This window comes from Pseudomonas sp. HMWF032, assembly GCF_003060885.1.
In the GTDB taxonomy this organism is placed as follows: Bacteria; Pseudomonadota; Gammaproteobacteria; order Pseudomonadales; family Pseudomonadaceae; genus Aquipseudomonas.
Genome location: NZ_QAIG01000003.1, coordinates 1 through 5,515, shown reverse-complemented (window position 1 = coordinate 5,515; position 5,515 = coordinate 1). Strand labels below are relative to the sequence as shown.

At 51.0% G+C, this 5,515-nt stretch carries 2 tRNA genes and 3 rRNA genes; all 5 read right to left on the bottom strand.

From position 1 onward, the window contains the following. Positions 1–84: 84 nt before the first annotated feature. Positions 85–200, bottom strand: a 5S ribosomal RNA gene (gene rrf, locus DBR00_RS01635). Between the two features lie 130 nt (positions 201–330). After that, positions 331–3,221 (bottom strand): 23S ribosomal RNA (locus tag DBR00_RS01630). 242 nt (positions 3,222–3,463) lie between these two features. After that, a tRNA-Ala gene (locus DBR00_RS01625) sits at positions 3,464–3,539 on the bottom strand. Positions 3,540–3,570: 31 nt separating this feature from the next. Further along, positions 3,571–3,647, bottom strand: a tRNA-Ile gene (locus DBR00_RS01620). A gap of 65 nt (positions 3,648–3,712) precedes the next feature. Next, a 16S ribosomal RNA gene (locus DBR00_RS01615) occupies positions 3,713–5,248 on the bottom strand. Together the 16S, 23S and 5S rRNA genes with 2 tRNA genes alongside form the textbook arrangement of a ribosomal RNA operon. Positions 5,249–5,515 lie beyond the last annotated feature (267 nt).

Here is a 5,515-nt window from a genome sequence, read left to right as displayed (position 1 = left end):
AAAGCCGCGACAGTGGCTGGTTTGTTTTTGCGGGTAAAAGTAAAACCCCCGATCGTTTTCACGATCGGGGGTTTTGGTATAGGTGCTTGACGATGACCTACTCTCACATGGGGAAACCCCACACTACCATCGGCGATGCATCGTTTCACTACTGAGTTCGGGATGGGATCAGGTGGTTCCAATGCTCTATGGTCGTCAAGCGATTCAGCTGGGATGTCGTCGTGAGACGCTATCCCGAATTGGGTATGTGATTGGTTTTGTAGTTGTGCAAATTTTCGGCTGTTGCAGTCTTCATAGAGACACACAAACATCAAATTGTTTGGGTGTTATATGGTCAAGCCTCACGGGCAATTAGTATTGGTTAGCTCAACGCCTCACAGCGCTTACACACCCAACCTATCAACGTCGTAGTCTTCGACGGCCCTTTAGGGAACTCAAGGTTCCAGTGAGATCTCATCTTGAGGCAAGTTTCCCGCTTAGATGCTTTCAGCGGTTATCTTTTCCGAACATAGCTACCCGGCAATGCCACTGGCGTGACAACCGGAACACCAGAGGTTCGTCCACTCCGGTCCTCTCGTACTAGGAGCAGCCCCTCTCAAATCTCAAACGTCCACGGCAGATAGGGACCGAACTGTCTCACGACGTTCTAAACCCAGCTCGCGTACCACTTTAAATGGCGAACAGCCATACCCTTGGGACCGGCTTCAGCCCCAGGATGTGATGAGCCGACATCGAGGTGCCAAACACCGCCGTCGATATGAACTCTTGGGCGGTATCAGCCTGTTATCCCCGGAGTACCTTTTATCCGTTGAGCGATGGCCCTTCCATACAGAACCACCGGATCACTAAGACCTACTTTCGTACCTGCTCGACGTGTCTGTCTCGCAGTCAAGCGCGCTTTTGCCTTTATACTCTACGACCGATTTCCGACCGGTCTGAGCGCACCTTCGTACTCCTCCGTTACTCTTTAGGAGGAGACCGCCCCAGTCAAACTACCCACCATACACTGTCCTCGATCCGGATAACGGACCAGAGTTAGAACCTCAAGGTTGCCAGGGTGGTATTTCAAGGATGGCTCCACGCGAACTGGCGTCCACGCTTCAAAGCCTCCCACCTATCCTACACAAGCAAACTCAAAGTCCAGTGCAAAGCTATAGTAAAGGTTCACGGGGTCTTTCCGTCTAGCCGCGGATACACTGCATCTTCACAGCGATTTCAATTTCACTGAGTCTCGGGTGGAGACAGCGCCGCCATCGTTACGCCATTCGTGCAGGTCGGAACTTACCCGACAAGGAATTTCGCTACCTTAGGACCGTTATAGTTACGGCCGCCGTTTACCGGGGCTTCGATCAAGAGCTTCGCGTTAGCTAACCCCATCAATTAACCTTCCGGCACCGGGCAGGCGTCACACCCTATACGTCCACTTTCGTGTTTGCAGAGTGCTGTGTTTTTAATAAACAGTCGCAGCGGCCTGGTATCTTCGACCGGCATGGGCTTACGTAGTAAATACTTCACCCTCACCGGCGCACCTTCTCCCGAAGTTACGGTGCCATTTTGCCTAGTTCCTTCACCCGAGTTCTCTCAAGCGCCTTGGTATTCTCTACCTAACCACCTGTGTCGGTTTGGGGTACGGTTCCTAATTACCTGAAGCTTAGAAGCTTTTCCTGGAAGCATGGCATCAACCACTTCGTCATCTAAAAGATAACTCGTCATCAGTTCTCGGCCTTGATTTCCCGGATTTACCTAAGAAATCAGCCTACCACCTTAAACACGGACAACCAACGCCGTGCTGGCCTAGCCTTCTCCGTCCCTCCATCGCAGTAATTAGAAGTACGGGAATATTAACCCGTTTCCCATCGACTACGCATTTCTGCCTCGCCTTAGGGGCCGACTCACCCTGCGTCGATTAACGTTGCGCAGGAAACCTTGGTCTTTCGGCGTGGGAGTTTTTCACTCCCATTGTCGTTACTCATGTCAGCATTCGCACTTCTGATACCTCCAGCAAGCTTCTCAACTCACCTTCACAGGCTTACAGAACGCTCCTCTACCGCTCAACTTACGTTGAACCCGTAGCTTCGGTGTATGGTTTGAGCCCCGTTACATCTTCCGCGCAGGCCGACTCGACTAGTGAGCTATTACGCTTTCTTTAAAGGGTGGCTGCTTCTAAGCCAACCTCCTAGCTGTCTAAGCCTTCCCACATCGTTTCCCACTTAACCATAACTTTGGGACCTTAGCTGACGGTCTGGGTTGTTTCCCTTTTCACGACGGACGTTAGCACCCGCCGTGTGTCTCCCGTGCTGACACTTGCTGGTATTCGGAGTTTGCATCGGTTTGGTAAGTCGGGATGACCCCCTAGCCGAAACAGTGCTCTACCCCCAGCAGTGATACACGAGGCGCTACCTAAATAGCTTTCGAGGAGAACCAGCTATCTCCGAGCTTGATTAGCCTTTCACTCCGATCCACAGGTCATCCGCTAACTTTTCAACGGTAGTCGGTTCGGTCCTCCAGTCAGTGTTACCTAACCTTCAACCTGCCCATGGATAGATCGCCCGGTTTCGGGTCTATACCCAGCGACTAAACGCCCTATTAAGACTCGCTTTCGCTACGCCTCCCCTATTCGGTTAAGCTCGCCACTGAATATAAGTCGCTGACCCATTATACAAAAGGTACGCAGTCACCCAACAAAGTGGGCTCCCACTGCTTGTACGCATACGGTTTCAGGATCTATTTCACTCCCCTCTCCGGGGTTCTTTTCGCCTTTCCCTCACGGTACTAGTTCACTATCGGTCAGTCAGTAGTATTTAGCCTTGGAGGATGGTCCCCCCATATTCAGACAAAGTTTCTCGTGCTCCGTCCTACTCGATTTCATTGATAAGAGAATTTCGTGTACGGGGCTATCACCCACTACGGCGGCACTTTCCAGAGCCTTCCACTATTCTCAAATCAACTTAAGGGCTAGTCCCCGTTCGCTCGCCACTACTAAGGGAATCTCGGTTGATTTCTTTTCCTCAGGGTACTTAGATGTTTCAGTTCCCCTGGTTCGCCTTACACACCTATGTATTCAGTGTGTAATAACCAGCTTATGCTGGCTGGGTTCCCCCATTCAGAGATCTCCGGATCAAAGTCTGTTTGCCGACTCCCCGGAGCTTATCGCAGGCTACAACGTCTTTCATCGCCTCTGACTGCCAAGGCATCCACCGTATGCGCTTCTTCACTTGACCATATAACCCCAAGCAATCTGGTTATTGTCTCTAACGTGAAGACGACATTCGCCGAAAATTTGCAATTGAGAACTACAAATTTTACCTTGACCAGATTAATTACCAGTGAAAGTAATCAATCAGTCACTTCTATCACATACCCAAATTTTTAAAGAACGATTTGTTACTGGTCAAAGACCAGAAATCAACATTCATCTGCCTAGCAGGAACGTTCATTTCTGAACTCTAAACGAGACTGTGTATGGTGGAGCCAAGCGGGATCGAACCGCTGACCTCCTGCGTGCAAGGCAGGCGCTCTCCCAGCTGAGCTATGGCCCCATATTCTTACAAGGCCAAACCCCACAACAATTGGTGGGTCTGGGCAGATTCGAACTGCCGACCTCACCCTTATCAGGGGTGCGCTCTAACCAACTGAGCTACAGACCCAATCGTCTTTCTCAATGAATCAAGCAATTCGTGTGGGAACTTATGAAGAAGCTGAAGTCTTCGATTAAGGAGGTGATCCAGCCGCAGGTTCCCCTACGGCTACCTTGTTACGACTTCACCCCAGTCATGAATCACACCGTGGTAACCGTCCCCCTTGCGGTTAGACTAGCTACTTCTGGTGCAACCCACTCCCATGGTGTGACGGGCGGTGTGTACAAGGCCCGGGAACGTATTCACCGTGACATTCTGATTCACGATTACTAGCGATTCCGACTTCACGCAGTCGAGTTGCAGACTGCGATCCGGACTACGATCGGTTTTATGGGATTAGCTCCACCTCGCGGCTTGGCAACCCTTTGTACCGACCATTGTAGCACGTGTGTAGCCCTGGCCGTAAGGGCCATGATGACTTGACGTCATCCCCACCTTCCTCCGGTTTGTCACCGGCAGTCTCCTTAGAGTTCCCACCCGAGGTGCTGGTAACTAAGGACAAGGGTTGCGCTCGTTACGGGACTTAACCCAACATCTCACGACACGAGCTGACGACAGCCATGCAGCACCTGTGTCTGAGTTCCCGAAGGCACCAATCTATCTCTAGAAAGTTCTCAGCATGTCAAGGCCAGGTAAGGTTCTTCGCGTTGCTTCGAATTAAACCACATGCTCCACCGCTTGTGCGGGCCCCCGTCAATTCATTTGAGTTTTAACCTTGCGGCCGTACTCCCCAGGCGGTCAACTTAATGCGTTAGCTGCGCCACTAAAATCTCAAGGATTCCAACGGCTAGTTGACATCGTTTACGGCGTGGACTACCAGGGTATCTAATCCTGTTTGCTCCCCACGCTTTCGCACCTCAGTGTCAGTATCAGTCCAGGTGGTCGCCTTCGCCACTGGTGTTCCTTCCTATATCTACGCATTTCACCGCTACACAGGAAATTCCACCACCCTCTACCGTACTCTAGCTCAGCAGTTTTGAAAGCAGTTCCCAGGTTGAGCCCGGGGATTTCACTTCCAACTTACTGAACCACCTACGCGCGCTTTACGCCCAGTAATTCCGATTAACGCTTGCACCCTTCGTATTACCGCGGCTGCTGGCACGAAGTTAGCCGGTGCTTATTCTGTCGGTAACGTCAAAACAATAACGTATTAGGTTACTGCCCTTCCTCCCAACTTAAAGTGCTTTACAATCCGAAGACCTTCTTCACACACGCGGCATGGCTGGATCAGGCTTTCGCCCATTGTCCAATATTCCCCACTGCTGCCTCCCGTAGGAGTCTGGACCGTGTCTCAGTTCCAGTGTGACTGATCATCCTCTCAGACCAGTTACGGATCGTCGCCTTGGTGAGCCATTACCTCACCAACTAGCTAATCCGACCTAGGCTCATCTAATGGCGCGAGGTCCGAAGATCCCCCGCTTTCTCCCGTAGGACGTATGCGGTATTAGCGTCCGTTTCCGAACGTTATCCCCCACCACTAGGCAGATTCCTAGGCATTACTCACCCGTCCGCCGCTCTCAAGAGAAGCAAGCTTCTCTCTACCGCTCGACTTGCATGTGTTAGGCCTGCCGCCAGCGTTCAATCTGAGCCATGATCAAACTCTTCAGTTCAATACTGCTTGGGTTTTGAGAAAACCCTAAACTTGGCTCAGCAATCGCAAAACTTTCAATTTAATGAAAGGTAACTCTCGAATTAACGAGTGTTGCTTTGTGATGCTGATAATCTTGCGACTAACAGTCTTACCTCACAAGCACCCACACGAATTGCTTGATTCAGTTGTTAAAGAGCGGTTGGTTAAGTCTTTCGTCTCAACCGAGGCGCGCATTCTACAGCAGCCTCATTCTCCGTCAAGCGATTTCGAAAATTTCTTTTCAATC